Raw genomic sequence first — 26,104 nt, 5'->3', positions numbered from 1 at the left:
TGCGTCAACCAAGGTTGACAGACGCGGAGTTGTCAACGTAGGTTGACGCCATGAGTGAGCGAAGCGAGCGAATCGGAAGGCGCCGCGTGTTTCGAGCCTCGCGGCCGCCCGCAGCGAAGCGAGGACGGCCGTGAGCGAGGCTACCGAGCTCGCCGCGGCGGCGGGCAGCACCGACCCGCGGGTCGGCCTCCGCGCGGTATTGGCCCTCCGCCGGCTGCTGGAGACCCTCGAGGTCCTACAGGTCGACAACGCGCGGCGGCAGGGCTGGTCCTGGCAGGAGATCGCGGACGCGCTCGACGTGACCAAGCAGGCAGTCCACAAGAAGCACGCCGGCCGGCCGCCGGTGGGCGCACGGCGGGAGGCGTGATGTTCGAGCGGTTCACCGATCGGGCCCGGGACGTGGTCAAGGGCGCCCAGGTCGAGGCACGCGAGCTGCACCATCGGTACATCGGGACGGAGCACATCCTGCTGGCGCTGCTCGGCGAGAGCGGCGGCCTGGCCGCGACCGTCCTGCGCGACGCCGGCGTCCTCCCCGAGCAGGTCGGCGCCGACGTGCGGGCCGCCATCGGCAGCCGGCGCGACCCGCTCGGCGCGGCCGACGCGGAGGCGCTGCGGTCGATCGGCATCGACCTCGACGCGGTGCGGGAAGAGGTCGAGAAAACGTTCGGCGAGGGCGCGCTGGAGCCGCCACCGGCCTTTCCGCCGCTGCGGCGCGGACTGTTCCGCCGCGTGCGGCCGCCAGTGACGCCGAGCCCCGGGCACATCCCCTTCAGCCCGCGGGCGAAGAAGGTCCTGGAGCTGTCGCTGCGCGAGGCCTTGCACCTCAAGCACAAGCACATCGGCACCGAGCACATCCTGCTCGGCCTGATCCGCGAGGGCGACGGGCTGGCCGCGATGGTGCTCACCAACGCCGGACTGCGCCTTGAAGACCTGCGCCGGCACGTGCTGGACGCGATGGACCGCGCCGCCTGACTGATCTGGTGGTCAGGTGGCGTCGAGGGCGGCGGTGATATCGGCCACCAGGTCCACTGTGTCCTCGATGCCGCACGAGATGCGCAGGAAGCCCGGCGTCGTGTCGTCACCCCACTGGGCGCGGCGGTCGGCGCTCGTGTGCAGGCCGCCGAAGGACGTGGCGGCGAAGACCAGCTGCGCGGCCTTGAGGAAGGCGGCCACCCGCTCGGCGGAGCCGAGGTCGACGGAGACGAGCCCGGGGATGCGGCGCATCTGGCGCTCGGCGACCACATAGGACGGGTCGTCCGGCAGGCCGGGCCAGCGTACGCGCTCCACATCGGACCGGGCGGCGAGCGCGGTCGCGACCGCCGCCGCGTTTGCCGACTGGCGGGCCAGGCGGAGGTCCAATGTGGCCAGCGAGCGGTGCGCCAGCCACGCGTCGAACGCGCCCGGGATCGCGCCGGTCTGCGAACGCCAGGTGGTGATCCGCTCCACCAGGCCGGCGTCGCGGGTGGCGGTGTACCCGAGCAGCAGGTCCGAGTGGCCGGTCAGCGCCTTGGTGCCGGAGGCGACCGAGATGTCGGCGCCCAGGTCCAGCGGGCGCTGGCCGAGCGGGGTGGCGGCCGTGTTGTCCACGGCCACGAGTGCGCCCGCCGCCTTCGCCGCCGCCGAGACCTCGGCCACGTCGCAGATGTCGAGTCCCGGGTTGGACGGGGTCTCCAGCAGCACCAGCCGTACGCCGTCGAGGGACGGGTACGGGCCGGCGGTGGGCACATAGGACACGCGCACGCCAAGGCTCTCCAGCGTGGCGGCGGCGAACGAGCGCACCGTGTAGTACCCGTCGGAGGGCAACAGCACCGTGTCGCCGGGGCGCAGCACGGTCATCAGTACCGCCGTGATGGCCGCCTGCCCGCTCGCGAAGACCCGTGCCTGGCCGCCTTCCAGCTCGCCGATCGCGTCCTCCAACCGGCGGCGGGTGGGGTTGTCCGGGCGACCGTAGCCGTCCTTTGTGGGGCCGGTGTCGGGGTCCACATGGTACGGCGCGGCGAAGACCGGGCCGGGCAGGAACGGCTGCCCCGGCTCTGGCTCCGGCAGTCCAGCGTGGACGGACCGGGTGCCGTCCCCGTAGCTCATTTCGGAGGTCATTCGGGCTTCGTCTCCCGGCTCATCAGCGCGATGAGCGCGCTGCGCGGGTTGACGCCCTCGTGGCAGACGAGCTCGACCTGCTCGGTGATGGGCATGTCCACATTATGCGTATGGGCGAGGTCGCGGATCGCCAGGCAGCTCTTCACGCCCTCGGCGGTCTGGCGGGTCGCGGCCTGCGCCTGCTCCAGCGTCTCGCCCCGGCCCAGGTGCTCGCCGAAGGTGCGGTTGCGGGACAGCGGCGACGAGCAGGTGGCGACAAGGTCGCCGAGCCCGGCCAGCCCGGCGAACGTCAGCGGGTCGGCCCCCAGCGCCACGCCCAGGCGTGCGGTCTCGGCCAGCCTCGGGTGATGAGCGTGGCCTTGGTGTTGTCGCCGAGGCGCATGGCGGTGGCGATGCCGTACGCCAGAGCGATCACGTTCTTGACCGCGCCGCCGAGCTCGCAGCCGACCACGTCCTCGTTCGTGTACGGCCGGAAGTACGGCGTCGTCACCGCGCGCTGCACCAGCGCCGCCCGGCCCGGGTCGGTACAGGCGACCACGGTGGCGGCGGGCTGCTCGGCGGCGATCTCGGCGGCCAGGTTGGGCCCGGAGATCACGGCGACCCGGTCGGCGGGGACGCCGGCGGTCTCCACGATCACCTCGCTCATCCGCTTGGTGGTGCCGAGCTCGATGCCCTTCATCAGCGAGATCAGCGTCGCACCGGGCTCTACGAACGCCGCCCACTCGGCCAGGTTGCCGCGCAGCGTCTGCGACGGCACGGCGAGCACCACGAGGTCGGCACCGCCGATCGCCTTGCCCGCGTCGGAGGTGGCGGTGACCCGCTCGGGCAGCCGCACGGCGGGCAGGTAGTCGGGGTTGGCGCCGTACTCCCTGATGGCGGCTGCCACGGCCTCCCGGCGGGCCCAGATCGTGACGTCGTTGCCGGCGTCGGCGAGGACCTTCGCGAACGCCGTACCCCATGAACCCGCGCCCAGCACGGCGGCGGCCGTCATGCCTTCTCCCCCTTTGCCGGCGCCCACAGCGGCGGCGGCGTCTCGCCGCGGATGTCGGCGAGCAGGTCGCGGACGCGGAGCATGATCTCGTCGGTCATCTCGTCGAGCGTGGCGCGGGTGGGCTCCGAGCCGGCCCAGCGGGAGAGGTCGACCGGCGGCCCCGCGGCGATCGTGATCGGCGTGCGCGGGCGGACCCGGACCTTCTTGGTACGGGTGTCGTAGAACTGCTGGGCACCCCACTGCGCGATCGGGATCACCGGGGCGCCGGTGGTGAGCGCGAGCCGGGCCGCGCCGGTCTTGCCCCGCATCGGCCACAGGTCCGGCTCGCGGGTGGTCGTACCCTCCGCGTAGATGATCACGGCGCCGCCGTCCTTGATCGCGGCGGTGAGCGCGTCCAACGACTTCGCCGCGTCGACGGTGCCCCGCTCGACCGGGATCTGCTGCACCCGCAGGATCAGCTTGCCGATCACCGGCACCTTGAAGACGCTGGCCTTGCCCAGGAAGCGCGGCCACCGGTGGGCGTCGTAGACGAAGTGCGCCATCACCAGCGGGTCGGCGTGGGAGAGGTGGTTGGGCGCCAGGATCACCCCGCCGGTGCGCGGGATGTACTCCTGCCCGGTCCATGTCCGCTTGGTCATCGGTACGAGGACCGACTTGACCAGGATCACCACGAACCGACGCAATGGCCCCAGCCGTTTCACAGTACCTCCGGGTTCACTCGCGGCGCCCCCAGCGGACACCCGCAGCGAAATCATGCCTGCTGAAGCTGGGTACGGCCAGCGGGACGGGCCCGCCACACCCAGTCCCGGCGATCCGGGGTGGGCGCTGGCAGGATTGTCGCGTGGAGACGACATGGGGGGTGGTGCTGCCGGTCAAGCGCCTCACCGCGGCCAAGAGCCGGTTGCGGGGAGCGCTCACCGGCGTGCCGCACGAGCGCCTGGCGCTGGCGCTGGCCCAGGACACCACCGCCGCGGTGCTGGCGAGCGCCGAGGTCGCCGAGGTGCTGGCCGTGACCGACGACCCGGTGGTGGGTCGGGCGCTGGCCGCCCTCGGCGCTCGGGTGGTGCCGGACGCGCCTGGCAGCGGGCTGAACGCGGCGTTCGAGTACGGCGCGGGGCTGATCGCCCACCGCCCGGTCGCCGCCCTCGCCGCCGACCTCCCGGCCCTGTGCCCGGCCGACCTCTCCGAGGCGCTGCGCAAGGCGTCCGGCCCCGACCGGCACTTCGTCGCGGACGCCCCCGGCACCGGTACGGTCCTGCTCACCGCGCCGGCCGGCGTGCGGCTCGACCCGCGCTTCGGGCCCGGCTCGGCGGCCGCCCACCGCCGCTCGGGCGCGGTTCCGCTGGACGGCGACTGGCCGAGCCTGCGCCGCGACGTGGACACGGCCGCCGACCTCGACGCGGCGATCCGGCTGGGGCTCGGACCGCACTCGGCCGAGGTGGCGCAGGCCCCGAGCCGCCACGTCGGTTCGACGAGCTGCTCTCCCTCCTAGGACCTATCTGGCGGGCTGGGGCGACGCAAGATCACCAGATAGGCCCCAGCCCCGGATAGGCTGATCTCATGCAAGGCACCGTCGCTACGTACGACCCGGAGACCCGCTCCGGCACCCTCTTGCTGGATGACGGCACGGAGATCGTCTACCCCTCGGAGGCGTTCGCCGCGTCGGGTCTGCGGCTGCTCCGCCTTGGCCAGCGCGTACGTATCGACCGTGACGAGTCCGGCCAGGTGACACGGCTTACGTTGCCGACTTTCCAATGATCAAACACCGGGCAAATTCACCTCAGGTTAACCGTTTTGGGTGATGATGTTTCCGTGAGTGACACGCCTTCCGCCAAGCCCCCACAGCAGCGCCGAGCCCCCGGCGCCGTGCTCGCGACCATCCCGCTGCGCGGCTCCGACGGCCGGTTCGCGAAGGCGTCACCGGAGGTGACCAATCCCCCGGAGCCGCCAGAAGCGCGCACCGACGGCGCCGACCGGCCGCCTCCCGGCGACGAGCCCGTGGCACTGCCCGACCCGCTGCCCGAAGACCGGTTCCTCAACCGGGAGCTCTCCTGGTTGGACTTCAACGCACGGGTGCTCGCCCTTGCCGAGGACCCGGACACGCGGCTGCTGGAGCGGGCCAAGTTCCTGGCGATCTTCGCGAGCAACCTGGACGAGTTCTACATGGTGCGGGTCGCCGGCCTGAAGCGCCGCCTCCAGGCGGGCCTGCCGGTGCGCGGCGGCGACCAGATCCCGCTCCGCACCCAGCTGGAGCTCATCGCGGAGAAGACAAGCGAGCTGATCGCCCGGCACGCGCGCTGCTTCGCCGAGGAGGTGCAGCCCAAGCTCGCCGCCGAGGGCATCCAGCTGGTCGGCTGGTCCGAGCTCGACGGCGAGGAGCGGGACCGGCTCCGCACGTACTTCCGGGAGGTGGTCTTTCCGGTCCTGACCCCACTCGCGGTCGACGTGGCGCACCCCTTCCCGTACATCTCCAGCCGCTCGCTCAACCTGGCCGTCACCGTGCGCGACCCGGACGGCGGGCCCGAGCTGTTCGCCCGGGTCAAGGTGCCCAACAACGTGCCGCGCTTCGTGGTGGTGGAGAACACTGGCCGCGCCGCCCGCTTCCTCCCGCTGGAGGAGCTCATCTCCACCCAGCTCGGCCACCTCTTCTCCGGCATGCAGGTGGTCGAGTGCCACCTCTTCCGGGTCACCCGCAACGCCGACCTGGAGGTCGACGAGGACCGCGACGAAGATCTGCTCCAAGCGCTGGAACGGGAGCTCGCGCAGCGCCGCTTCGGCCCGCCGGTGCGACTGGAGGTCGCCTCGACGATGTCCGAGCAGATGCTCGACACGCTCGTGCACGAGCTGGACATGGACAGCCACGACGTGATCAAGGTGCCGGGGCTGCTCGACCTCTCCTCGCTCTGGCAGATGTACGACGCGGTCGACCGGCCCTCGCTCAAGGATCGCCCGTTCGTGCCGGCGACGCACCCGCGCTTCGCCGAGGGCGAGGTGCCGCGGAGCGTCTTCGCCACGCTGCGCGACGGCGACGTGCTGGTGCACCACCCGTACCACTCCTTCTCGACGAGCGTGCAGCGCTTCATCGAGCAGGCCGCGGCCGACCCCAACGTGCTGGCCATCAAGCAGACGCTGTACCGCACCAGCGGCGACTCCCCGATCGTCGACGCGCTTGTCGAGGCGGCCGCCGCGGGCAAGCAGGTGGTGGTGCTTGTCGAGATCAAGGCGCGCTTCGACGAGCAGGCCAACATCGGCTGGGCGCGCACGCTGGAGCGGGCCGGCTGCCACGTGGTGTACGGGCTGGTGGGGCTCAAGACGCACTGCAAGACCTCGCTCGTCGTACGGCAGGAGGGCAACCAGATCCGCCGGTACTGCCACATCGGCACGGGCAACTACCACCCGAAGACGGCCCGGCTGTACGAGGACTTCGGCATGCTCACCGCCGACCCGGAGGTGGGCGCGGACGTCACCGACCTGTTCAACGTGCTGACCGGCTACAGCCGCCAGACCGCGTACCGGCGGCTGCTTGTCGCGCCGCACGGGGTGCGCGCCGGCATCATCGGCCGCATCGAGCGGGAGATCGAGCACGCCCGCCTCGGCGGCCACGGCCTCGTCCAGATCAAGGTGAACTCGCTGGTCGACGAGGAGGTCGTGGACGCGCTGTACCGGGCCTCGCGGGCCGGCGTACAGGTGGATCTGATCGTCCGCGGCATGTGCATGCTGCGCCCCGGCGTACCCGGCCTGTCGGAAAACATCCGGGTCCGCTCGATCCTCGGCCGCTTCCTCGAGCACTCGCGGATCTTCCGGTTCGGCAACAACGGTTCCACCGAGTTCTGGATCGGCTCGGCCGACCTCATGCACCGCAACCTCGACCGCCGGGTCGAGGCGCTGGTGCAGGTCACCGACCCGATCGCCCGCGCCGAGCTCGACCACGTCATCCAGCTCTCGATGAGCGACGAGTGCGAGGCGTTCGAGCTGCGGCCGGACGGCACCTGGATCCGCCGGCAGGGCGAGATCCATCTCCAGGAGGCTCTCCTGCGCCGCGTGCAGGGGACATCGAAGACTCGCACTGAGTAGGCTGATCAGATGCTGGAGGAGGAACGCAAGTACGAGGTGGAGCCGCGCTTCACGCTGCCCGATCTGACCCCGTGCCTGCCCTCCGGCGGCCGGGTCGAGGAGCGGCCGTCGGTCACCCTCACCGCCACCTACTACGACGCCCCGGACCTGCGCATGGCGCGGGCCGGGGTGTCCCTGCGGTACCGCAAGGGCGATGCCGAGCCGTGGACGGTCAAGCTGCCGTCCGACAGCCCGGGCGTCCGCCACGAGATCTCCCGGGCGGCGGTCCCGGCACGCCACCGGCCGACCTGCTCGCGCTCGTCACCGCGTTCTCGCGGGGTGCCGAGCTGGAGCCGGCCGCCGTGGTGCGCACGGTCCGCCGGGCGTATGAGCTGCGCGACGCCGACGACCGGCTGCTCGTCGAGATCGCCGACGACGCGGTCTCGGTGCTCGAGGATCGCAAGGTCCAGTCGAAGTTCCGCGAGATCGAGGTGGAGCGCAAGGGCGGCGGCCGCAAGCTGCTCGACCGGGTCGAGGAGGCGTTGCACGAGGCGGGTGCGGTGGCCGGTGGGTTCACCCCCAAGCTTGTACGCGCGCTCGGCGACGCCGCCACCGGTCCGCCCGACCTGGTACGGGCCGGCGAGCTGCCGCGCAAGCCACGGGCCGGCGAGGTGGTCACCGCGGCCATCCGCAAGGGCATCGAGCGGGTCCTCACCCACGACCCGCTGGTGCGGCTGCGGGCCCCGGTCGGCGACAACGACACCGCCGTACACCAGATGCGAGTCGGCTGCCGGCGGCTGCGCAGCGACCTCAAGACGTTCGGCCCGCTTGTCGACAGCGGTTGGGCCAAGCCGCTCCGCGACGAGCTGGGCTGGTTGGCCGGGCTGCTCGGTGGCGCCCGCGATGCCGAGGTGCTACGGGCCCGGCTGCGCCGTACCGCCTCCGTCGACCCGCTCAGCCCGCCCGAGGAGGCGTCCGTCGCGCGGATCGACGCGGACCTCGCGGCCCGGCACGAAGAGGCCCTCGTCGCGCTCGACGTAGGGCTCCGCTCGGACCGGTACGCCAAGCTCGTCGAAAACCTCGTCGCGGCGGCCCGCGAGCCGCACCTCACCCCGCTGGCCCACGAGCGGGCGGTCGACGTGCTGCCGAAGCTGGTGTCCCGGCCGTGGCGGACGTTCGCGCTCGGCGCCAAGGGGGTCGACGGCGCTGCCGACCTCGACCCCTACGCGCCGGACGAGCAGTGGCACGCGGTACGCATCAACGGCAAGCGCGCCCGGTACGCGGTGGAGGCGGTCGCTGGCGTGCTCGGCGGCGCGGCCCCGGAGCTGGCCAAGGCCCTCGCCGGGGTGCAGGACCTGCTGGGCGAGCACCAGGATGCCGCGACCGCCGCCGAGACGTGGCTCGACATCGCGATGTCCGACCCCGACGACCACGCCCTCGCGGTGACCGCGGGCCGGCTCTTCGAGCGCGAGCGCACCTCTATCCGCACGGTCCGCGCCGAGTTCCCGGAAGCCTGGCGCAGAGCGGCGAAGCCCCGGATGACAGATTGGCTCCCGTAGGCCCCATCCGGGCCGCGGGCGGTGTCGTCTGGCGGCCCGGCGCACGCGGCGGTGTCGAGGTGTGCCTGGTGCACCGTCCGCGCTACGACGACTGGTCACTGCCCAAGGGCAAGCTCGACGCCCGCGAGCATCCGCTGGCCGCCGCGGTGCGGGAGGTCCAGGAGGAGACGGGGGTACACGCGCGGCCGCAGCTTCGCCTGCCCTCGGTCCGGTACCGGCGGGAGGGTCAGCCGAAGGTTGTCGACTTCTGGTCGATGCGCGCCCTGTCGACAGTGCGCTTCACCGCCAACTCGGAGGTGGACCGGATCCGGTGGGTCTCGCCGGAGACGGCCGCACGCGTGGTGACGTACCCGCACGACGCCCGGGTACTACGCCATTTCACGGGCCTCCCCCACGTCACCGCGGTGATCGCCGTGGTGCGGCACGCGCTGGCCGGAAAGCGCGGCACGTGGACCGGGCCGGACGACGCCCGCCCGCTCGACCAGGCCGGTCGCGCCCAGGCACGGTCGCTCGCCCCGGTCCTGGCCCAGGTGCGGCCGGAGCTGATCCGGTCCGCCAGCGCCCGCCGGTGCACCCAGACCGTCGAGCCGCTGGCCGCGCGCCTCGACCTGCCGATCGAGATCGACTCCGCGTTCGACGAGCCGAAGCCGGGCCAGGATCCGGCCGACGTCGCCATCAGCGCGGCGACCCGCCTGGCCGAGCTGGCCATCGAGTGCGAGGCGGTGGTCGTGTCCAGCCAGGGCAAGGTGATCCCGCCGGCCCTCGCCCGCCTCTCCGGCCTGGGCTCGGCGAAGGCCTGGGTCACCCGAAGGGCACGGGTTGGCTGCTCGCCTTCGCCGGCCGGCATCTCGCCGGCGCGGACCGCCTCACCGACTGACCTTGTCCCTCGATCGATCGTTCCGGTGGTACGGGTACCTCGCTCCCACGAGGGAGGCGGAGTATCGCCCGAGCGGGTGATACTGCGAGCGTGACCTGGCTGACGACGCTACGCGAGCGCACCGCGGCGGTGCCCCCGCACGTGGTCGACGTCGCGATCGCGCTGCTCTGCTACGTGCTGCTGGCGATCTCGGCCACCGGCCACAGCGAGGCCCACCCGCTGGCGCTGCTGCTGGCCGCCGCGGCGACGCTGCCGCTCATCTGGCGGCGCCGCTGGCCGTTGCCGGTGACCGCGGTGTGCGGTGTCTCCACGGTCCTGCTCACCATGCTCTACGGGCTGGACGACCCGCCATACAGCCAGCTCGTCGCGACCTACACGCTGGCCGCGCGGAGTGGCCCGCTGTCCCGGCTGATCGGCTCCGCCGGCACGGCCGTCGGTATCACCCTCGCGTTCGTCGACCACCAGGACAAGCTCGTGCAGCTGCCGATCGTCGGGCTGCTCTTCATCGGGGCGTATGCGCTGGGCACCGGCGCCCGCGCCCGCCACGACCGCATCGCCCTGCTCGAGGAGCGCACCCGGCGCCATGCCGAGGAGCGGGAGGCGGCCGCGGCCCGGGAGCGCGAGCGGATCGCCCGCGACATGCACGACATCCTGGCCCACTCGATCAGTCTCATCGCCGTGCAGGCCGAGGCCGGGCCGGTGCTCGTGCGGTCCGACCCGGCGCGTGCCGAGCGGGTCTTCGACACGATCGGGGAGACCGCCCGGGAGACGCTGACCCAGCTGCGTCGCACCCTCGGGATGCTGCGTGGAGAGGCGGGCAGCCGGGCGCCACAGCCTGACCTCGACGGCCTCGCCGCGCTCGCCGAGCGGGCCCGCGAGGCCGGCCTCGCGGTGGCGCTCGAGGAGCGTGGCGACCGGCGACCGCTGCCGCCCGAGCTTGGGCTGGCCGCATACCGTGTGGTCCAGGAGTCCCTGACCAACGTGGTGCGGCACGCCGGCGCCAAGCGCGTGTGGATCCGGCTCGACTGGACTCCCGACCAGCTGGGGGTAGAGGTGCGGGACGACGGGCGAGGGCCGTCCGGCGGCAATGGCGACGGGGGTGGCCACGGCATCATGGGCATGCGCGAGCGGGTTGGCGCGGTGGGTGGCGCGCTGCGCACCGGGCCCGGCCCGGGCGGCACCGGCTTCCAGGTCACGGCCACCCTGCCGGTGAGCGAGCGAGTCGGCCCGACGGCGTCTGGGCTGAGCCGCCCCGACGCCCCTTCAGCGCCGCGCGAGCGTGCGAGCCAGGAGGCACCGAGCAATGGCTGACCAGCTCCGGGTCCTCGTCGTCGACGACCAGGCCCTGGTGCGCGACGGCTTCAGCGTGATCCTGGAGGCCCAGCCGGACATCACAGTGGTTGGGGAGGCCGGCGACGGCGAAGAGGCCGTGAGCGCGGCGCTGGAGCTGCGGCCGGACGTGGTCCTGATGGACGTCCGCATGCCCCGGCTCGACGGGATCGGCGCGACCGCGCGCATCTGCGCCGAGACCGACGCGCGGGTGCTGGTGCTGACCACGTTCGACGTCGACGAGTACGTGTACGACGCGCTGCATGCCGGCGCAAGCGGCTTCCTGCTCAAGGACATGCGCCGTGACGAGCTCGTCGCGGCGGTGCGCACGATCGCGGGTGGCGAGGCGCTCCTCGCGCCGACCGTCACCCGGCGCCTGATCGCCGAGATGGTGGACCGCGGCCGTTCCGCGCCCGTTGGGTGGCGGCCAGAGGGGCGCTTGGCAGCGCTGACCGCGCGGGAGACCGACACGCTGCGCCTGGTGGCCCGCGGCCTGTCCAACGCGGAGATCGCGGCTGAGATGTTCGTGACCGAGCACACCGTCAAGACTCACGTCAGCAACCTGCTCACCAAGCTCGGGCTGCGCGACCGCGTGCAGGCGGTCGTCCTCGCGTATGAGTCGGGGCTTGTCGTGCCCGGCGCGGCTTCGGGTTGAGCGGGCAGCGAGGCCTGAGCGACACAGCTGGCGGAGATCCGTCCCAGGACTGAGCCGCGACTCCACTCTTGGCGGCGATCCGCCGAGCACGGGTCCCGGACGAGCATCAGCACCATGCTTACGTCAGTCACAGGATTCGCGATCCGGCGGCCGCGCATCGTCGTGGTGGCCTGGATTCTCGCATTGGTCGCCGGCTTCGGCATCGGCATCGGCGTCTTCGGGCGTCTCACCGGCGAAATCAGCTCTGGTTCCGGCACGGAGTCGGCGCGCGGGCAGGACCGCATCGAGAGCACCGGTCCCGAGCAGCCGGCCATCACCGCGGTGGTGCACGGAAAGCCGGCCGACGACCCGGCCGTGCTATCAGAGGTCGACGCGGCGCTCACGGACGTGCGCGCGATCCCCGGCGTGGTCGAGGTGAGCCCACCGCAGCCTTCGGCGCGCACCGGCGAGGCGCTGATCGTGAGCGTCTCGCTGAGATCCGAAGACGAGACCGAGGCCGCGGACGCTGTGGCCGAGCGGCTGCACGAGATCTCCGCGGCGGAGGTCGCCGTGTCCGGCGGTCCGCTCACCGAGGCGGAGTTCGGCACACAAGCCCAAGAGGACGTGCAACGTGCGGAGATGCTGACCACGCCGGTCGTGCTCGTCCTGCTGCTGCTCATCTTCGGCGGGCTGATCGCGGCCGGTCTGCCGCTGCTCATCGCGATCGCCGGCGTGGGCGGCACGTTCGGCATCCTCTACGCCTTCTCAGAGGTAACCGACGTCTCCGTGTACGCCATCCAGGTCACCACGATGCTGGCGGTCGGCCTGGGCGTGGACTACGCGCTGCTGATGGTGAACCGCTTCCGCGAGGAACGCGCGATCGACCCGGACGTGCGTGCCGCGGCCACCCGCACCGCCGCGAGCGCCGGCCGTACCGTGTTCTTCGCCGGTCTCACCGTCGCGCTCGCGCTCGCCGGACTGGTGGTCTTCTCCGACCCGTTCCTGCGCTCGATGGGCTTCGCCGGCATGGCCGTCGTGCTTGTCGACATGCTCGCCGCACTCACGCTCCTGCCCGCACTGCTGGTGCTGCTGGGGCGCCGCATCAAGCCGGCGAAACCGCAGGCGGCCGGGGGCTTCTTCGCCCGCGTCGCGCGCGGCGTGCAGCGGCGCCCGCTCGGGACGATGCTCGTGACCACGGCCGCGCTGCTCTTCGTCGCGCTGCCCGCACTCGACCTCCGGCTCGGCCTCGGCGACCCGCGTATGCTGCCCGCCGACGCGGGCACGCGCCAGCTCTACGACGCGCTGGCGACGCACTATCCCGAGGGAAACGCACCTGATCCGATCGAGGCCGTCGCCACCGTTCCCTCCACCGATCCCGGCATCGCCCCGCTACGCGAGCGGATCGCTGGTGTGGACGGCATCGCGCGGGTCGAGGCAGTACCCGTCGCCCCCGACCTGACCGTGCTTAACGCGTACCCGGTGGACATCACGGCCTCGGACCGTACGAAGGACGCGGTGAGCACGATCCGGGACCTGCCCGCACCATTCGAGGTGTTGGTGACCGGCGATGCCGCGCACCTCGTGGACTACCAGTCGATGTTGGTGGACCGGGCACCTTGGGCGATCGGCGTGGTGGTGCTCGGCACGCTCCTGTTGCTGTTCGCCTTCACCGGTTCGGTGCTGCTGCCGATCAAGGCCGTACTCACCAACGTGCTCAGCATCGGCGCCGCGCTCGGCGCGGTGGTATGGGTGTTCCAGAACGGCAACCTGGCCGGCATCTTCGGTACCACCGGGCTGGGATACCTCAACCTGACAGTGCCTGTACTCGTCGCCGCGATCGCGTTCGGGCTGTCGGTGGACTACGAGGTATTCCTGCTTTCCCGGATCCGCGAGCGGTGGCTGTCCGGCGTACCCGCGGATCGCGCGGTGGCGGAGGGGATCCAGCGCACCGGGCGGATCATCACCTCGGCCGCATTGCTGCTCGTGGTGGTGTTCGCCGGTTTCCTGGTCGGCGGCTTCGTGCCCATCAAGGGAATCGGGCTCGGCCTCGTGCTCGCCGTCGCGCTCGACGCGACAGTGGTACGGATGTTGTTGGTGCCGGCCACGATGACGATCCTCGGCCGGTACAACTTCTGGGCGCCCGGCCCGCTCCGCCGGCTGCACAAGCGGATCGAGGTGACGGAAGAGGCGCCGCCGCGGAAGGAGCCCGCGCTCGTCTGACCCGGACATCCGGACACAGAGAAGGAGGGCACCCCATTCTTCGGGTGCCCTCCTTCGGCGTTTGCTCAGCGCTTCGGCGCGGCCTTGCGAGCCGGGGCCTTCTTGGCGGGGGCCTTCTTGGCCGCCGCGGTGGCGCGGGCGGTGGTCTTGGTCGCGGCCTTCTTGGCGGGGGCGGCAGCGGCCTTCTTGGTCGCCGTAGCCTTGGCGGGGGCAGCGGCAGCGGCCTTCTTGGTGGCCGGGGCGGCCTTGGCGGTGGTGGTCGTCTTCGTGGCGGTGGTCTTCTTGGCGGCGGCCACCTTCGGCACCCGACCGCTCGCGACCATCTCCTTGAAGCCGGCACCGGCGCGGAAAGCCGGTACCGAGGTCTTCTTCACCTTCACCGCCTCGCCGGTACGCGGATTGCGCGCTGTTCGCGCGCCGCGGACCCGCTTTTCGAAGACACCGAAACCGGTGATCGCGACCTTGTCGCCCTTGGTGACGGCCTGCTGGACCTCCGTCAGCACCGCGTCGAGCGCCGCCGTCGCCGCCTTCTTGTCCCCCAAGCGGGCGGCGAGCGCCTCGATGAGCTCGGCCTTGTTCACGTTTTCCCTCCCGAACTTAACTACGGACTCAACTCGAGCCCATTCTGCGCGCACCGTATGCCCTTTGCCCAGTCTGGGCAAACATCCGGCCGAAAAAAGTCGTTGTGTCGTAACGGATTCGCCCCTGTCGGATGATCCGACAGGGGCGAAAACGGCCAGGCACAGTGCGCCGCGAGGCTAGGAAACCACTGGCAGGAAGGGCAGTCGACGCTCTTCGTAGGCCGTGATGGTGTCCTCGTGGCGCAGCGTCAGTCCAATGTCGTCCAACCCTCCATCAGCCGCCAGCGGCTGAAATCGTCGAGGGGAAAGGACCAGGTGCTGTCCTCGGCCCGTACTTCCCGCGCCGTCAGGTCTACCGTCACCGGCGCGCTCGGGTCGCTCTCCACCAGATCCCACAGGGCTTCCACAGCCTTGAGTTCGAGCTCCACCGGCAACAATCCTTCCTTCAAGGCGTTGCCCCGGAAGATGTCCCCGAAGCGCGGCGAGATGACCGCCCGGAAACCGAAGTCCCGCAACGCCCACACCGCGTGCTCCCGCGACGACCCAGTGCCGAACTCGGGTCCGGCCACGAGGATCGAGGCGCCCGCGTAGACGGGGTTGTTGAGCACGAAGCCCGGATCCTCGCGCCACGCGCTGAACAGCCCGTCCGCGAAGCCGGTACGGGTCACCCGCTTCAGGTACACCGCGGGGATGATCTGGTCGGTATCCACGTTGGACCGGCGCAGCGGGATGGCGGTGCCGGTGTGCACGGTGAACTTGTCCATGAGGTACCTCTCCTCGGCCTGACGCCTAGTTCAGATCGGCGGGCGCGGCGAGGCGGCCCACGACAGCGGTTGCGGCAGCGACCTGGGGCGAGACGAGGTGGGTACGCCCGCCGCGGCCCTGCCGGCCCTCGAAGTTTCGGTTGGAGGTGGACGCCGAGCGCTCGCCGGGCTTGAGCGTGTCCGGGTTCATGCCGAGGCACATGGAGCAGCCGGCGAAGCGCCACTCCGCACCCGCGTCCCGGAACACCTTGTCCAGCCCCTCGTGCTCGGCCGCCTCGCGCACAGCGGCGGAACCGGGCACCACCAGCATCCGTACGCCGTCGGCGACCTTGTGGCCGCGCAGCACGTCGGCGGCGGCACGCAGGTCCTCCAGCCGGCCGTTGGTGCACGAGCCGACGAAGACCACGTCTACCGAGATGTCGCGCAGCGGCGTGCCGGGCGCCAACGCCATGTACTCCAACGCGCGACGGGCAGCCGAGCGCTCGACCTCCTCGAGGAACTCCTCCGGGTCCGGCACCGCGCCGTCGAGCGGGGTCCCCTGCCCAGGATTGGTGCCCCACGTGACGAACGGGCTGATCTGCGAGGCGTCCAGCACCACCTCCGTGTCGAACGTGGCGCCCTCGTCGGTCGTGAGGCTGTGCCAGTGCTCGACGGCCGCGTCCCACTCCTCGCCCTGCGGCGCGCTCGGCCGCCCCTTCAGGTACGCGAAGGTGGTCTCGTCAGGCGCGATCATCCCGGCCTTGGCGCCCCACTCGATCGACATGTTGCAAATCGTCATGCGCCCTTCCATGGAGAGCGCGCGGATGGCCTCACCGCGGTACTCCACCACGTGACCGCGCCCGCCACCGGTGCCCACCTTGGCGATGAGCGCCAGCACCAGATCCTTGGCCGTGACACCGGGCCGCAGCGCGCCCTCGATGGTCACCGCCATCGTCTTCGGCCGCGACTGCGGCAGCGTCTGTGTGGCGAGCACGTGCTCGACCTCGCTCGTACCGATGCCGAACGCGAGCGCGCCGAAGGCGCCGTGCGTCGCGGTATGCGAGTCGCCGCAGACGATCGTGAGACCGGGCTGGGTGAGACCGAGCTGCGGGCCGATCACGTGCACGATGCCCTGCTGCGCGTCGCCCAGCGGGTGCAGCTTCACGCCGAACTCGGTGCAGTTGCGGCGCAGCGTCTCGATCTGCGTGCGCGACGTGGGGTCGGCGATGGTGAGCAGGTCGCCGCGGCGGCTGTTGAAGGACGGATCCTCGTACCCGGTCGGGGTGTTGTGGTCCTCCGTCGCGAGGGTGAGATCCGTGCGCCGGACTCGCCGCCCGGCCGTCCGCAGGCCGTCGAACGCCTGTGGGCTGGTCACTTCGTGGAGCAAATGAAGGTCGATGAACAGCAGATCCGGCTCACCCTCGGCGGATCGCACCACGTGGGCGTCCCACACCTTCTCGGCGAGGGTCCTTGGTTTCTGCGTGTCTCCCACCATCTGGACATCCTAAATTCTGGGAGGTATGTTTCGGCTTGTGGGACACAGTATGAGCGGTGTCGGCGTTCTCGACAAGGCGGTCGTCATCCTCGCGGCCTGCGTAGACGGCGCCAGCTTGGCCGAGCTCGTCGAGCGCACCAAGCTGCCCCGGGCCACCGCGCACCGGCTGGCACAGGCCCTGGAAATCCACCGGATGCTGGTGCGCGACACCCAGGGTCGTTGGCGCCCGGGGCCGCGCCTGGGCGAGCTCGCCAACGCCGCGCCTGACGTCCTGCTGACCGCCGCCGAGCCCCTTCTCGCCGCACTGCGCGACGCCACCGGCGAGAGCGCACAGCTGTACCTGCGCCGCGCCGACGAGCGGATCTGCGTGGGCGCGGCCGAGCGCGCCAGCGGCCTCCGCGACACCGTCCCGGTGGGCGCTGTGCTCCCGATGACCGCCGGCTCTGCCGCGCAGGTGCTGCTGGCTTGGGAGCCGCCCGAGGCTGTGATGCCTTTGTTGCCACGGTGCAAGTTCACCGGCCGCACGCTGGCCGAGGTGCGCCGGCGCGGGTGGTCGCAGAGCGTGGCCGAGCGCGAGGCCGGTGTGGCAAGCGTTTCCGCGCCGATCCGCGACCGCACCGGCCGGGTCATCGCCGCTATCAGCATCTCCGGCCCGATAGAGCGCCTCGGCCGCCGCCCCGGCGACCGCCACGCGATGGCGGTGGTCCGCGCCGGGCAGCGCCTGAGCGGCCTCTAGGGCTTTCCGTTACAGCAGTCGCGCTCGCCGGCGCCCCGCGAAAGGCTGCCACGCAAGCGGTCGACGACCGCCGCATAGCCCGATCCCGCCCACAGCCGCACATGCGACCCGCATCCGCGGCTGGATGCCCTGCACCGCCTCAGATCCGTCCTGCGGTCACGCCACACGCCCTTGCTTCACTGCGACCGCGAGGAGCCGTTCAAAACAAACAAGGCCCGCACCGAGGTGCGGACCTTGCCAGATGTAGCCCCGACCGGATTCGAACCGGCGCTACCGCCTTGAGAGGGCGGCGTCCTAGGCCGCTAGACGACGGGGCCAGGACTTTCCTTGCTTCCGCTGCCCTTCCGGACAACGGTGCTGAACTCTACCAGAGGTCCAGCACCGGCGCCCTTGCGGACATCGGCTGCTGGGGTACCAGGACTCGAACCTAGACTAACTGAACCAGAATCAGTTGGGCTGCCAATTACCCCATACCCCATTGGCACGTGCCCATAGGACCGCACCGAGAGGCAACTCTACCCGACCGGCGGGCGGCACCCAAATCGACCCGGTGCGTCAGTCGAGTGCCACGACGGGGTTGGCCAGGTCACCGATGCCCTCCACCCGCACCATCACGGTATCGCCGGCCGTGATTGGGCTCACGCCGGCCGGGGTGCCGGTCAGGATCACGTCGCCGGGCAGGAGCGTCATGACGTGCGACACGTACGAGACCAGGGTGGGCACGTCGAAGACAAGGTCCTTGGTGCGGCCGAGCTGGCGGACCTCCTCGTTGACCTCGCAGCGGATCTCGAGGTCGCTCACGTCCAGGCCGGTCGCGATCCAGGGGCCGATCGGGCAGAACGAGTCGAAGCTCTTCGCGCGCGTGAACTGCACGTCCGCCCTCTGCAGGTCGCGGGCGGTGACGTCGTTGGCGCAGGTGTACCCGAAGATGGCGCGCTCCGCGGCAGCTCGGTCCGCCCGCCGCGCACCCGGCGGTCCGATGACCACCGCGAGCTCGGCCTCGTGCTCCACCTGCTTGGACTGGGGTGGCAGCCGGATCGCGTCACGCGGCCCGATGACCGAGGTGGAGGGCTTGAGGAAGAGCAGTGGCTCCTTCGGCACCTCGTTGCCCAGCTCGGCGGCGTGTTCGGCGTAGTTACGCCCGACACACACAATCTTGCTGGGCAGGATCGGCGAGAGCAGCCGCACGTCGGCGAGCGCCCAGCGCTGGGTGGTGAAGGAAATCTGCCCGAACGGGTGGCCCTCGATCTCGGCGACCGTCAGCCCGTCCGGGTCGCCCTCCACGACACCGAACGACATCCCACCGGCATGAACGAAACGAGCGATACGCACAACCGCCAACCTACCCTGGACCAATGCCGGTTCTTCCCGCCGCCGAGTGGCACGCGCGCCGTGTGGCCCACGAGGCGCGCGTGGACGCGTGGCTGGCCCCGCACCTGGCCCGCCGCCAGGCCGGCGAGAAGCATCCGGTGGAGGACTTCCTCTTCACGTACTACTCGTACCGCCCGCCCAGCTGCGCCGCTGGCATCCGGGCGCGGGCGTGGTCCTCGCGGGCGGCGAGCCGGACAGGGACTACGTCGAGACCGCGGGTGGCGTGATGCTCGATCCCTCGACCGAGAAACGCAAGTCCACGGAGTGGATCAGAGGACTGCTCGAAAGCACCGCGGCCAGACCGGCGCACTTCGGGTGCTTCGGCATGCACGAGTGGGCGATGGTCTACCGGGCCGAGGGCGTACGGCACGAGCAGGTGCCACTCCGCCTCTCCGCCGCCGAAACCGCGCGCGTGGTGGACGAGAACAGGGTGCGGTGCAGCCACTTCGACGCGTTCCGCTTCTTCACCCCGGCCGCTCGCCCACTCAACCTCCTCCAGCCCACCCGCGAGGCCCAGCACGACAACGAGCAGCCGGGCTGCCTGCACGCGAACATGGACCTCTACAAGTGGGCGTACAAGCTGTCGCCGCTCGTGGCGAGCGAGCTTGTCGCGGACGCCTTCGCGCTGGCCCGCGACATCCGGACGCTCGACATGCGGGCCAGCCCATACGACCTGGCCGACCTCGGCTACGAGCCGGTCAGAGTCGAGACACCCGAGGGCAGGAAGCAGTACGCGGCGGCCCAGCGCGCCTTCGCGGAACGGGCCGCGCCGCTGCGCGCCGGCCTCATTGCTGCCCTCGGTCGCCTCGACGGCTCTTCTTGAGGTCGGAGCGGCGGCGCTTCTCGTCGAGACGCCGCTGCTTTGCCGCGCGGCTCGGCTTGGTGGGCCGGCGCGGCGGCGGTGGCGGCGCGACTGCCGCGCGTAGCAGCGCGACAAGGCGCTCCCGCGCGGCCTCCCGGTTGGCGAGCTGAGCGCGGTGCTCGCTCGCCGCGATCGTGAGCACCCCGTCGATGAGCCGCCCGGCCAGCCAGGTCACGGCGCGGGCGCGCAGGTCGGGCGGGATGGTCGGCGAGCCGGCCACGTCGAACGAGAGCTCCACCCGACTGTCCGCCGTGTTGACACCCTGCCCACCCGGGCCTGAGGAGCGGGAGAAGCGCTCGCGGAGCTCGCCGCCCGGAATCACCAGGCGGTCGGTCACGCGGAGATCGTCCATTACATAAGTAAAGCGCCTGCTAGCTGAGCGCGTTGACGGCCCGGGCGACGACCAGGATCACGATGAGGAAAGACACGGCTGACTGCACAAGCATCGCCATCTTCGCCCAGCGGGCCAGCGGCATCGTGTCCGTCGGGCTGAAGGCGGTGGAGTTGGTGAACGCCAGGTACAGGTAGTCGACGAACAGTGGCCGCCACTCGTTGTGGGTGAGCTCCGGGGTCGACATCTGCGGAAAGAGGAAGTCCGGAAGGACGCGGCGGGCGTTGGCCCGGGCGGCGGGGCCACCGCGGTCGAGTAGCCAGTACCAGACGGCGAAGACGATTGTGTTGGTGGCCCAGATGATGCCGCCGCTGAGCAGCACGTCGGCCGCGTCGCCCGGCCCACCGCCACGCACCAGGACGACCACCAGCCGGCCGGTCGACCAGACCACTGCGAGCGTCGCCACCGCGACAAGCAGCATGTTCAGCGTCCGCAGCACGGTGGACTCGCGGTCGATCCGGAACGGGTTCACGATGATCAGCCCCAACAGGATCGTGGCCTCGACACCGGGCAGGACCCAGCGCGGATGGAAGGCCAGATCCTGCGGCGTGAGGAACTGGAGCACGATCGCGAAGGTGATCGCGGCCGCGACCGGCCAGCGGTGTTCACCCTCGTGGGGGCGCTTCCAGGCAGGGGCTGATCACTCACGCGTCCATTGTGTACGCGATGACCGATTGACAACGCTGTTACGGCTTCATATCGTGCTTGGAAAGCGCTTTCCACGTCGAGGGTCTGCCACCTCGTCTCCTCCACGAAAGGCAGACCCCCATGCCCAGAGCCACCGTGCTCCGGCCCGCCCTCGCCGCCGCGCTCGTCGCAGCCGGCCTCACCGCCGTGACTCCCGCGGCGCCCGCCCAGGCCGCGGACACCGCCCCGATCGGCTTCGCGGCCGTCAACGCCCTCGGCCAGAACGGCACCACCGGCGGCGCCGGCGGCCCCACCGTCACGGCCACCACGACGGCCCAGTTCCTCGACTACATCTCCCGCCCCGGCCCGTACGTCGTCCAGGTCTCCGGCACGATCACGCTGCCGACCGGCAACAGCGACGGCATGCACAACGTGGCCTCGGACAAGACCATCATCGGCATCGGCGCGAACGCCCGGCTCGTCGGCGGCGGCCTCAACATCGGCGTACCGGTCGACGACGACATGACCAGCCCGCCGGCGAACGCGGTCCACAACGTCATCATCCGCAACCTGCACATCACCGGTGCGACCGACGACCTGATCAACGTGCAGATGTTCACCCACCACGTGTGGATCGACCACAACGACTTCTCGAACGGGGACGACGGCGCGGTCGACATCAAGCGCGGCTCGGACTACGTCACGGTCTCCTGGAACCACTTCTACGACCACGACAAGACGCTGCTGCTCGGCCATGACGACGACAACGCCGCGCAGGACACGGGCCGGCTGCGGGTGACGTACCACCACAACTTCTTCGACGGCTCGGACCAGCGCAACCCGCGGGTGCGCTTCTCCCCGCTGGTGCACGTCTACAACAACTACTACGACGACAACAGCTACGGCATCGCGTCGACAATGGACTCCGGCGTCTGGGCCGAGGGCAACTACTTCTACAGCGTCAACAACCCCGGCCGCGTGGACTTCAGCGGTGACCTCGGCCGCATGGTGCAGCGGGACAACATCCTCGTCGCCTGCAACCACGCCATCGAGGTACGCGGCAGCGTCCCCGACCCGCGCACCTACTACTCGTACACCGCTGGTCCCGCCTCCAGCGTCCCGACTGTCGTCCCGGCCGGCGCCGGCGTCGGAAAGATCTGAGGTGCGGCCATGAAGCTCCGTTTGCTTGCGGTAGCCACCTCGGCCGCCACCCTCGTCGCCACTGTGGTGGCGTTCTCCGGCAACGCGCAGGCGGCCACGCTCTTCAGTGACAACTTCGAAGACGGCAACAGCGCCGGCTGGACCACGAGCGGCGGCACCTGGGCGGTCGCCGCCGACGGCTCACAGGTGCTGCGCCAGTCGGGTACGAGCAGCGACGCCCGCGCGCGGGCCGGCTCGGCGTCGTGGACCGACTACACGGTCACGGCGAAGGTGAAGCCCACCGCGTTCAGCGGCAGCAACCGCTTCGCCGCCGTGCTCGCCCGCGCCCAGTCGGCAACCAGTTACTACTACGTGGCGCTGCGCTCCAACAACACCGTCGAGCTCAAACGGCTCGTCAACGGCGCGGCCACCACGCTCGCCTCGACCTCGCTGGCGGTGTCGGCCGGCACCACGTACACGGTAAGCCTCCAAGTGGCCGGCTCGACACTGCGCTCCACAGTGAACGGTGGCGCGGCGCTGACCGCCACGGACACCGCGTTCACCGCGGGCGGGGTGGGGGTCGCCACCTTCTACACGGCGGCGAGCTTCGACGACGTCTCGGTGGAAACGGCAACCGCGCCGACAACCCCGCCGCCGACCACGGCGGTACCGACGACGCCGCCACCGACCACCAACCCACCGGTCCCGACGGATGGTCCGATCGGCTTCGCCTCGCTCAACGCCCTCGGGCAGAACGGGGTGACCGGCGGGGCCGGCGGGCGTACGGTCACCGCGACGAACGCGACCGAGTTCCTGGACTACATCGACAGCACCGAGACGCTGATCATCCGGGTGGCCGGCCAGATCAACATCACCAGCAAGCAAGGTGTACGGCCGAACAAGACGATCATCGGCGTGGGCACCTCGGGCCACATCAACGGCGGTGGGCTGGACTTCTACCGCTCGTACAACGTGATCGTGCGGAACCTCCGCTTTACCAACGCGGAGGACGACGCGGTCAACGTCGGCCAGGAGTCGCACCACATCTGGATCGACCACAACTCCTTCTCCGGCGCGGTCGACGGCTCGATCGACATCGTGCGCGGCGCCGACTACGTGACCGTGTCGTGGAACCACTTCGACCACTCCGACAAGAGCATGCTGATCAGCCACTCGGACGGGGCGGCCTCCACCGACATCGGGCACCTGAAGGTGACCATCCACCACAACTTCTTCGACAACAGCCGGCAGCGCCACCCGCGGATCCGCTTCGGCGAGCCGGTACACGTGTTCAACAACTACTTCCTGAACAACGAGCTCTACGGTGTCGCCTCGGTGCAGCAGGCCGGCGCCGTCGTGGAGAACAACTACTTCGAGAACGTCCCGTTCCCGTGCTTCTCCGCCAGCGGGTACGCGGACAGCGGTCCGGGCCGGCTCGTGCACCGGGGCAACACGTTCGTCAACTCGGGCACGTGCGAGGCGGCCGGATCCGTTGTGGAGCCGCGCACCTACTACGGGTACACGTTGGACAGTGCGGCGAGCGTGCCGTCGACGGTCCGGGCCGGCGCGGGTTACGGGAAGATCAGCTGATCTGGGGTTGACCGCAGGGGGACAACGACGGCGCGGGCGCGTCGTCGGTGCGGTCCCGGGCCGGCAGCCACAGCACGAACGTGCTGCCGGCCCCCAGCGTCGAGAAGACCGACACGTGACCGCCGTGCGACTCGGTGATCTGCCGCACGATGGCGAGACCGAGACCCGTACGGCGGTCACGGGACGGGTGGGCGCCGCGCCAGAAGCGGTCGAAGACGCGGGGCTGGTCGTCGTCGGAGATGCCCGGCCCCTCGTCGGCGATCGCGAGCCACAGCCACCCGCCCTCCTGCCCGGTCGCCACGGCCACGGCGCCGCCCTCGGGCGACAGGCGTACCGCGTTCGACAGCAGGTTGCCCGCGGCCCGGCGCAGCGCGTCGTGGTCGCCGATGAGCATCAGGTCGCCCCGCACCTCGTACCGAAGCTGGACGTTGCGGTCCGCGGCGATGGCCGCGAACTCCTCACCCGCCTCACGCGCGACGGTGGCGAGGTCCACATCGGTGTCGGCGAGCGCGACCGCGTTGCGCCGCGCGGTGGCCAGCAGGTCCTCGACGAGCCGCGACATGCGCGTGGTGGCGCGGTCGATGACCACGATCGCCCGCTCCCGCTCCGGCTCGGTGGCGTCCGGCGCGTCCATGAGAGAGGCGTCGAGGTTGGCCCGGATCACCGCGAGCGGACTGCGCAGCTCGTGCGAGGCGTCGTCGATCAGCTGCCGCTGGGCGCGGAACGCCTCGTCCAGCCGGTCGAGCATCGAGTCGATCGTTTCGCCGAGGTCGCGCAGCTCGTCCCGTGGCCCATTCAGCCGGATCCGCCGGGACAGGTCGGTGGCCTGGATCTCCCGCGCGGTACGGGCGATCGCGCCCACCGGCCGCAGCGCCCGCCCGGAGAGCACCCACCCGATGCCGAGGCTGGCGACGAAGAGTCCGCCGAGCGCGATCAGCGAGTAGTTGCGCATCGTCTGGAGCGTGCTGAAGTTGACCGCCGACTCGATCTCGTCCACTTCGGCCACGGTCATCGTGCCGGTGCGCACGCCGTACTTGTAGACGCCCGCCTCGTACGACTTCGTGATCGGCTTGGGATCGGTGGTGCGCTCCACAGCGAGGTATGTGACGAAAAGCCCGGCCCCGGCGAGCGCGAAGAGCAGCGTCGAGTAGAGCACCGTGAGGCGGAACCGGATGGTGCGGACGAAGCGCATCACGCCTCCTCCCTGAGCCGATACCCGCGCCCCACCACGGTCTCGATCGAGTCGCCGCCGAGCTTGCGCCGCAGCGTGCCCACCGTTACCCGCACCGTCTGGGTGAACGGGTCGGCGTTCTCATCCCACACATGTTCGAGCAGCTCCTCCGCCGAGACGACGTGCCCAGGGCGCGTCATCAGGTACTCCAGCACGCCGAACTCCTTCGGCGTCAGGTGCAGCGCGTCCCCGCTCACGCTCGCCTCGTGCCGGGCCACGTCGAGCCGGACGTCGCCCACCGTCAGCACGACCGTGCCGCCCCCGGTGTCGCGGCGCAGCAGCGCCCGCACCCGGGCCAGCAGCTCGGCGAGGGCGAACGGCTTCACCAGGTAGTCGTCGGCCCCCTCGTCCAGCCCGCGCACCCGATCGTGCAGCGCGCCCCGCGCGGTCAGCATCAGCACCCGCAGGTCGCTCCCACCCTCCACGGGCACCTCGCCGCGCCGGATGGCGTGACACACGTCGAATCCGTCGCCGTCGGGCAGGTTGATGTCGAGCAGCATCAGGTCGTACGCGTTGACCGCCAACCGGTCATACGCCTGAGCCGCGTCGCCGGCCACGTCCACCGCGTAGCCGGCGCGGACCAAGCCGAGGCGCACGGCCTCGGCCAGGTCTTCTTCGTCTTCCACAACGAGCAGGCGCATGGCTGAACGCTATCCGCCGCCGCTGATAATTCGCTCAGCCGCTTGCTGAGCCTGGTCGATCGGGATCGCGAAGCCGATACCGATGTTGCCGCTGCCCTCCAGCGTGGCGATCGCGGTGTTCACGCCGACCACCTCGCCGCGGGCGTTCACCAGCGGCCCTCCGGAGTTGCCCGGGTTGATCGATGCGTCGGTCTGGATCGCGCTGCGCCGTACGCCCGAGCTGCCGAGCCGCACCTGGCGATCGAGCGCGCTCACGATCCCCGCGGTAACCGTGCCGGAGAGCCCGAGCGGCGAGCCGACGGCAAGCACCGGCTCGCCGACCCGGGTGGTGCCGGGCTGCGCCAGCGCGAGAGGGCGCAGCCCGGACGTCGGATCCACCCGCAGCACCGCGATGTCGCTGCCCGGGTCGCGGCCGACCACCTCGGCCGGCAGCCGCCGCCCGTCCTGGCCGACCACGGTCACCGAGCCGCCGCTCGACACCACGTGGTTGTTGGTGATGATGTGGCCCTCGTTGTCCACCGCGAACCCCGAGCCGCCCGATCTTCCCACCCGCACCTGCACGACCCCCGGCAGCGCGATCGCCGCCGCGCGAACCATGTCGGTCGAGTTACCACCGGCGGGCGGCGGCGGTGGGGTGACCGGCGCTGGAGTGGTCGGCCTCGCCGTGGCCGGCGCCGCGTCGCCGTCCGCCACGACGCCGCCGGCGATCGCACCCGACGTCGCGGAGATGGCCACGACCGCGAGGCCGGTGAGCAGCAGGCGCGGCCACCGCGACGGGTCGCGCTTCGCGACCTCGGCACCGGGTACGGCGGGCCGCGGCGCGCCCCACGGGTCCAGCTCGGGTGAGACGAACCCCGGACCGCGCGGCTCCCCGAGCCCTCGAAGGTCCGTCATCTTGTAGCCTCCACTATGGACAGAGCCGTTAAGGACAGAGCG

Annotated in this window: 21 protein-coding genes, 2 tRNA genes and 6 pseudogenes; 15 read left to right on the top strand and 14 right to left on the bottom strand. The window is 71.1% G+C overall.

Annotated features, from left to right (window positions below; genetic code table 11):
* Window positions 1–130 precede the first annotated feature (130 nt).
* Together Pflav_RS40330 and Pflav_RS40325 are read left to right on the top strand one after the other, a co-directional pair.
* The gene (locus tag Pflav_RS40330) at window positions 131–367 is read left to right on the top strand and encodes a helix-turn-helix domain-containing protein (protein WP_173041778.1); all 237 of its coding nucleotides are present in this window, start codon (window positions 131–133) and stop codon (window positions 365–367) included.
* Window positions 367–957 (top strand): annotated as a pseudogene (locus Pflav_RS40325) (Clp protease N-terminal domain-containing protein); the annotation flags it as partial. The gene Pflav_RS40330 and the pseudogene Pflav_RS40325, both read left to right, overlap by 1 nt.
* 27 nt (window positions 958–984) lie before the next feature.
* On the opposite strand, the gene Pflav_RS40320 reads toward Pflav_RS40325, so the two are convergent.
* The 3 genes and pseudogenes from Pflav_RS40320 to Pflav_RS40310 all read right to left on the bottom strand — a co-directional run bounded on the left by Pflav_RS40320 (window position 985) and on the right by Pflav_RS40310 (window position 3,843).
* Complete coding sequence (locus Pflav_RS40320; RefSeq protein ID WP_232072488.1) at window positions 985–2,097, bottom strand: cystathionine gamma-lyase; 1,113 nt, start codon at window positions 2,095–2,097, stop codon at window positions 985–987.
* Window positions 2,094–3,088 (bottom strand): annotated as a pseudogene (locus Pflav_RS40315) (NAD(P)H-dependent glycerol-3-phosphate dehydrogenase). Before Pflav_RS40315 ends, Pflav_RS40320 begins: the two are co-directional and overlap by 4 nt.
* Window positions 3,085–3,843, bottom strand: a complete 759-nt coding sequence (locus tag Pflav_RS40310; RefSeq protein WP_173041776.1) for a lysophospholipid acyltransferase family protein — start codon at window positions 3,841–3,843, stop codon at window positions 3,085–3,087. Before Pflav_RS40310 ends, Pflav_RS40315 begins: the two are co-directional and overlap by 4 nt.
* A gap of 86 nt (window positions 3,844–3,929) precedes the next feature.
* Between Pflav_RS40310 and cofC the strand changes: the two genes are divergently transcribed.
* The 9 genes and pseudogenes from cofC (at window position 3,930) to Pflav_RS40275 (ending at window position 13,760) form a co-directional block, all read left to right on the top strand.
* Window positions 3,930–4,580 carry a 2-phospho-L-lactate guanylyltransferase gene (gene cofC / locus Pflav_RS46870; RefSeq protein ID WP_232072487.1) on the top strand — a complete coding sequence of 217 codons (651 nt, stop codon included), beginning with the start codon at window positions 3,930–3,932 and terminating at the stop codon, window positions 4,578–4,580.
* Window positions 4,581–4,648: 68 nt separating this feature from the next.
* Complete coding sequence (locus Pflav_RS46865) at window positions 4,649–4,846, top strand: cold-shock protein (protein WP_232072486.1); 198 nt, start codon at window positions 4,649–4,651, stop codon at window positions 4,844–4,846.
* A gap of 36 nt (window positions 4,847–4,882) precedes the next feature.
* Window positions 4,883–7,162: an RNA degradosome polyphosphate kinase gene (locus tag Pflav_RS40300; protein ID WP_377310091.1), complete on the top strand. Its 2,280-nt coding sequence runs from the start codon at window positions 4,883–4,885 to the stop codon at window positions 7,160–7,162.
* Between the two features lie 9 nt (window positions 7,163–7,171).
* Window positions 7,172–7,354, top strand: a pseudogene (locus tag Pflav_RS46860) (CYTH and CHAD domain-containing protein); the annotation flags it as partial.
* Window positions 7,355–7,365: 11 nt separating this feature from the next.
* Window positions 7,366–8,700 carry a CYTH and CHAD domain-containing protein gene (locus Pflav_RS40295; protein WP_232072485.1) on the top strand — a complete coding sequence of 445 codons (1,335 nt, stop codon included), beginning with the start codon at window positions 7,366–7,368 and terminating at the stop codon, window positions 8,698–8,700.
* Window positions 8,655–9,577, top strand: a pseudogene (locus Pflav_RS40290) (NUDIX hydrolase). Before Pflav_RS40295 ends, Pflav_RS40290 begins: the two are co-directional and overlap by 46 nt.
* A gap of 90 nt (window positions 9,578–9,667) precedes the next feature.
* On the top strand, window positions 9,668–10,888 hold the full coding sequence (locus tag Pflav_RS40285; RefSeq protein ID WP_173041775.1) for a sensor histidine kinase: 1,221 nt from the start codon (window positions 9,668–9,670) through the stop codon (window positions 10,886–10,888).
* The gene (locus Pflav_RS40280; protein ID WP_173041774.1) at window positions 10,881–11,561 is read left to right on the top strand and encodes a response regulator; all 681 of its coding nucleotides are present in this window, start codon (window positions 10,881–10,883) and stop codon (window positions 11,559–11,561) included. Before Pflav_RS40285 ends, Pflav_RS40280 begins: the two co-directional genes overlap by 8 nt.
* 114 nt (window positions 11,562–11,675) lie before the next feature.
* Window positions 11,676–13,760, top strand: coding sequence for an MMPL family transporter (locus tag Pflav_RS40275; protein WP_173041773.1), 2,085 nt, complete (start codon window positions 11,676–11,678; stop codon window positions 13,758–13,760).
* A gap of 65 nt (window positions 13,761–13,825) precedes the next feature.
* Here Pflav_RS40275 and Pflav_RS40270 read toward each other — a convergent pair whose 3' ends face one another.
* From Pflav_RS40270 to leuC, 3 genes and pseudogenes are all read right to left on the bottom strand, one after another.
* Window positions 13,826–14,422, bottom strand: a complete 597-nt coding sequence (locus Pflav_RS40270) for an HU family DNA-binding protein (protein WP_377310097.1) — start codon at window positions 14,420–14,422, stop codon at window positions 13,826–13,828.
* A gap of 96 nt (window positions 14,423–14,518) precedes the next feature.
* Window positions 14,519–15,105: pseudogene (leuD, locus tag Pflav_RS40265) on the bottom strand (3-isopropylmalate dehydratase small subunit).
* 25 nt (window positions 15,106–15,130) lie between these two features.
* Window positions 15,131–16,579, bottom strand: coding sequence for a 3-isopropylmalate dehydratase large subunit (gene leuC, locus Pflav_RS40260; protein ID WP_173041771.1), 1,449 nt, complete (start codon window positions 16,577–16,579; stop codon window positions 15,131–15,133).
* 49 nt (window positions 16,580–16,628) lie between these two features.
* Between leuC and Pflav_RS40255 the strand changes: the two genes are divergently transcribed.
* Window positions 16,629–17,315: an IclR family transcriptional regulator gene (locus Pflav_RS40255; protein ID WP_173041770.1), complete on the top strand. Its 687-nt coding sequence runs from the start codon at window positions 16,629–16,631 to the stop codon at window positions 17,313–17,315.
* 244 nt (window positions 17,316–17,559) lie between these two features.
* Here Pflav_RS40255 and Pflav_RS40250 read toward each other — a convergent pair.
* The 3 genes from Pflav_RS40250 to Pflav_RS40240 all read right to left on the bottom strand — a co-directional run bounded on the left by Pflav_RS40250 (window position 17,560) and on the right by Pflav_RS40240 (window position 18,647).
* Window positions 17,560–17,632, bottom strand: a tRNA-Glu gene (locus Pflav_RS40250).
* 89 nt (window positions 17,633–17,721) lie between these two features.
* A tRNA-Gln gene (locus tag Pflav_RS40245) sits at window positions 17,722–17,793 on the bottom strand.
* A gap of 77 nt (window positions 17,794–17,870) precedes the next feature.
* Window positions 17,871–18,647: a fumarylacetoacetate hydrolase family protein gene (locus Pflav_RS40240; RefSeq protein WP_173041769.1), complete on the bottom strand. Its 777-nt coding sequence runs from the start codon at window positions 18,645–18,647 to the stop codon at window positions 17,871–17,873.
* A 23-nt stretch (window positions 18,648–18,670) separates the two neighbouring features.
* Here Pflav_RS40240 and Pflav_RS40235 point away from each other — a divergent pair.
* Window positions 18,671–19,509: pseudogene (locus Pflav_RS40235) on the top strand (3-methyladenine DNA glycosylase).
* Here the strand turns inward: Pflav_RS40235 and arfB are convergent.
* Both arfB and Pflav_RS40225 read right to left on the bottom strand, forming a co-directional pair.
* Entirely contained in the window at window positions 19,472–19,900 is a 429-nt protein-coding gene (arfB, locus tag Pflav_RS40230; protein WP_173041768.1) for an alternative ribosome rescue aminoacyl-tRNA hydrolase ArfB, read from the bottom strand. The pseudogene Pflav_RS40235 and the gene arfB sit on opposite strands and share 38 nt — an antisense overlap.
* Before the next feature lie 19 nt (window positions 19,901–19,919).
* Window positions 19,920–20,504, bottom strand: a complete 585-nt coding sequence (locus Pflav_RS40225) for a hypothetical protein (protein WP_232072483.1) — start codon at window positions 20,502–20,504, stop codon at window positions 19,920–19,922.
* A gap of 203 nt (window positions 20,505–20,707) precedes the next feature.
* On the opposite strand from Pflav_RS40225, the gene Pflav_RS40220 reads away from it, so the two are divergent.
* Complete coding sequence (locus Pflav_RS40220; RefSeq protein WP_173041767.1) at window positions 20,708–21,727, top strand: pectate lyase family protein; 1,020 nt, start codon at window positions 20,708–20,710, stop codon at window positions 21,725–21,727.
* Between the two features lie 9 nt (window positions 21,728–21,736).
* Window positions 21,737–23,296: a pectate lyase family protein gene (locus Pflav_RS40215; RefSeq protein WP_173041766.1), complete on the top strand. Its 1,560-nt coding sequence runs from the start codon at window positions 21,737–21,739 to the stop codon at window positions 23,294–23,296.
* On the opposite strand, the gene Pflav_RS40210 is transcribed toward Pflav_RS40215, so the two are convergent.
* Genes Pflav_RS40210 through Pflav_RS40200 form a run of 3 tightly spaced genes read right to left on the bottom strand, consistent with a single transcriptional unit; the run spans window position 23,289 to window position 26,062 of the window.
* Window positions 23,289–24,488 (bottom strand): sensor histidine kinase, encoded by a 1,200-nt coding sequence (locus tag Pflav_RS40210; protein WP_173042914.1) that lies wholly within the window; start codon window positions 24,486–24,488, stop codon window positions 23,289–23,291. The two genes, Pflav_RS40215 and Pflav_RS40210, sit on opposite strands and share 8 nt — an antisense overlap.
* Window positions 24,488–25,168 carry a response regulator transcription factor gene (locus Pflav_RS40205; protein ID WP_173041765.1) on the bottom strand — a complete coding sequence of 227 codons (681 nt, stop codon included), beginning with the start codon at window positions 25,166–25,168 and terminating at the stop codon, window positions 24,488–24,490. Before Pflav_RS40205 ends, Pflav_RS40210 begins: the two co-directional genes overlap by 1 nt.
* A 9-nt stretch (window positions 25,169–25,177) precedes the next feature.
* Window positions 25,178–26,062, bottom strand: a complete 885-nt coding sequence (locus tag Pflav_RS40200) for a S1C family serine protease (protein WP_173041764.1) — start codon at window positions 26,060–26,062, stop codon at window positions 25,178–25,180.
* Window positions 26,063–26,104 lie beyond the last annotated feature (42 nt).

The sequence above is a fragment of the Phytohabitans flavus genome, from assembly GCF_011764545.1.
In the GTDB taxonomy this organism is placed as follows: domain Bacteria; phylum Actinomycetota; class Actinomycetes; order Mycobacteriales; family Micromonosporaceae; genus Phytohabitans; species Phytohabitans flavus.
This window is presented reverse-complemented; position numbering and strand designations above follow the sequence as displayed.

Excerpts from the sequence above, each read along its gene's own strand:
- Pflav_RS40200 (WP_173041764.1), bottom strand. The coding sequence starts at position 26,062 with ATGACGGACCTTCGAGGGCTCGGGGAGCCGCGCGGTCCGGGGTTCGTC.
- Pflav_RS40210 (WP_173042914.1), bottom strand. The coding sequence starts at position 24,488 with ATGCGCTTCGTCCGCACCATCCGGTTCCGCCTCACGGTGCTCTACTCG.
- Pflav_RS40310 (WP_173041776.1), bottom strand. The coding sequence starts at position 3,843 with ATGATTTCGCTGCGGGTGTCCGCTGGGGGCGCCGCGAGTGAACCCGGA.
- Pflav_RS40220 (WP_173041767.1), top strand. The coding sequence starts at position 20,708 with ATGCCCAGAGCCACCGTGCTCCGGCCCGCCCTCGCCGCCGCGCTCGTC.
- Pflav_RS40205 (WP_173041765.1), bottom strand. The coding sequence starts at position 25,168 with ATGCGCCTGCTCGTTGTGGAAGACGAAGAAGACCTGGCCGAGGCCGTG.
- leuC (WP_173041771.1), bottom strand. The coding sequence starts at position 16,579 with ATGGTGGGAGACACGCAGAAACCAAGGACCCTCGCCGAGAAGGTGTGG.
- arfB (WP_173041768.1), bottom strand. The coding sequence starts at position 19,900 with ATGGACGATCTCCGCGTGACCGACCGCCTGGTGATTCCGGGCGGCGAG.
- Pflav_RS40320 (WP_232072488.1), bottom strand. The coding sequence starts at position 2,097 with ATGACCTCCGAAATGAGCTACGGGGACGGCACCCGGTCCGTCCACGCT.
- Pflav_RS40275 (WP_173041773.1), top strand. The coding sequence starts at position 11,676 with ATGCTTACGTCAGTCACAGGATTCGCGATCCGGCGGCCGCGCATCGTC.
- Pflav_RS40280 (WP_173041774.1), top strand. The coding sequence starts at position 10,881 with ATGGCTGACCAGCTCCGGGTCCTCGTCGTCGACGACCAGGCCCTGGTG.
- Pflav_RS46865 (WP_232072486.1), top strand. The coding sequence starts at position 4,649 with ATGCAAGGCACCGTCGCTACGTACGACCCGGAGACCCGCTCCGGCACC.
- Pflav_RS40255 (WP_173041770.1), top strand. The coding sequence starts at position 16,629 with ATGAGCGGTGTCGGCGTTCTCGACAAGGCGGTCGTCATCCTCGCGGCC.
- Pflav_RS40215 (WP_173041766.1), top strand. The coding sequence starts at position 21,737 with ATGAAGCTCCGTTTGCTTGCGGTAGCCACCTCGGCCGCCACCCTCGTC.